The organism is Aeromonas sp. ASNIH8 (assembly GCF_002919855.1).
In the GTDB taxonomy this organism is placed as follows: Bacteria; Pseudomonadota; Gammaproteobacteria; order Enterobacterales; family Aeromonadaceae; genus Aeromonas; species Aeromonas caviae.
In genome coordinates this window covers 1-1,670 of the sequence record NZ_PQLN01000208.1, presented here as the reverse complement: position 1 = coordinate 1,670, position 1,670 = coordinate 1, and the positions used below count along the sequence as shown (strand labels likewise).

Annotated in this window: 1 protein-coding gene; it reads right to left on the bottom strand. The window is 55.6% G+C overall.

What is annotated here, in order from left to right; all coding sequences use genetic code 11:
• Nucleotides 1–19: 19 nt before the first annotated feature.
• Entirely contained in the window at nt 20–1,633 is a 1,614-nt protein-coding gene (locus C3418_RS23460; protein WP_010674210.1) for an IS1634-like element ISAs25 family transposase, read from the bottom strand.
• Between the last annotated feature and the right edge of the window lie 37 nt (nt 1,634–1,670).

The following is a 1,670-nucleotide window of genomic DNA, read 5'->3' as shown; positions in this document are numbered from 1 at the left end:
CCGACATTCCGCACCTGATTTAGGAATAAATTTGCCGATAGCGCTCACCCAATACCTCCAAAATGATCTGCTGGTCTCCTGTTAGCTCCGTTACTTGTGGCGGAGCTTCTCCCAGTCGATATTCATGGATGCCACCAAAGCGCAAAAAGATCCAACGGGCCGTCGGCTGCTGGGTCGGTTTCTTTTTCATATCCGCCACACTGCGATTCTGCTCCACTAATCCCTGCCGGATCCGGTGCTCCAACGCTGCGTAAATCATCAGGCTACAGGTCATCACCATGAGCAACGCTTCAATCCGCTCCGGCTTTTTCAGGTACAGTGAGGAGGTTAAAAACTCCGGGCTCTTGAGAAAACGAAAGCCCCGTTCGACATTCTGCTGCGCTTTATAGGTGGCCAAAAGTTCGGCCATGGTCAGCGTATCGCTGTGGTCATTGGTCGCCAGGATGAACACCCCGGTCTGGTTGCGGGCCTCTTCAACGCAAGCCAGGCTAGTTGCCGCCAACCCAGTGATTTGAAACTGATGGCCAATTGGCTCTTCGCCACGCTTGGGTCTGCCACGTCCTGTATAAACGGGTTCACCTACCACTTCGGCATCCAGTTGCAGCAGCATCAAGCTGGCGGTAAAACAGCTCAACTCAGCTTGGGCATCCGCCTCACAAGCAAAGCGTCGGGCACACAATTTGGCGAAGGCTTTGAGCTCGCGGGTACTGTCTTTGAGCAGGTTTTTGGCCAATGTCTGCTGCTCGCGGTGGCTGGCTTGTTCGCTGCGCACCAGCAACCAACGTTGCGCGACCCCGGCATAATTCGCGTGTTGCCAACGGCCATGATAGCCATTGCCCAGAGCGGTCAGCGGTTGTGCACCTATGGTTGCCACGGCCTGCTTTGCCTCATTGAGAGTGACGGGCACCCGGGTCACAAATAGTTGCTGCTGTTGCGCCAGTAATTGCAAGGTATCGGCGCAGTACAGTGCGGCATCGCCGACCAGATAACGGCACTCCTGCGCGGCCTTGAGACTGCTCAAATGGCGACGAACGGTCTGGGCAAAGGCTTTGGTGTCATTACTATTGCCGCTCAGGGCCTGCATATAGACAGGTAGGCCGGCCTGATTTTCACAGATGAGCTCAAGGATCACTTGATTCAGCTCTGGCCGGTGATCACGACTATAACCACGCACCAGTTGCAGCTTACCGACCAGATCCCCATCGGCACAGTCATAGGCGCCATCGACGTGGAAGCTGGTAATATCGAGGTGCACTGCGGTGCTTTTGAGCCCCAGCCGCTCGACAACTTGCGCCGCCATCACCTGATACAAGGCGCTGACATCGGCCTCAAAGAGGGCATCGAGACAGCGACCGAGCACATCATCATTGAGGTCATCAGCACAGATCCCGGGGCCAATCAGGCGCTCAACCGGCTTGTTAGCGAAGAATTGCGGGAACATGTGCAGGGTGCTGCTGTGAAAGCCGAGGCCGTTCACTATCATGGCGACCAAGGCTTCACCATGTGAGACCTTGAAAGGCGGGGTTTTGGGGAGCAAGGCATCGATCATGCGGGCAATGCCCAGTTCCTGGCAGAGTGCGGCGACCAAACCAAGGTGATCGAGGTTACGGATCGAGATAGCGGGTGCGGCCATGATGATCTACCTGCAAAAGAGAGTAATAGATCAGAAC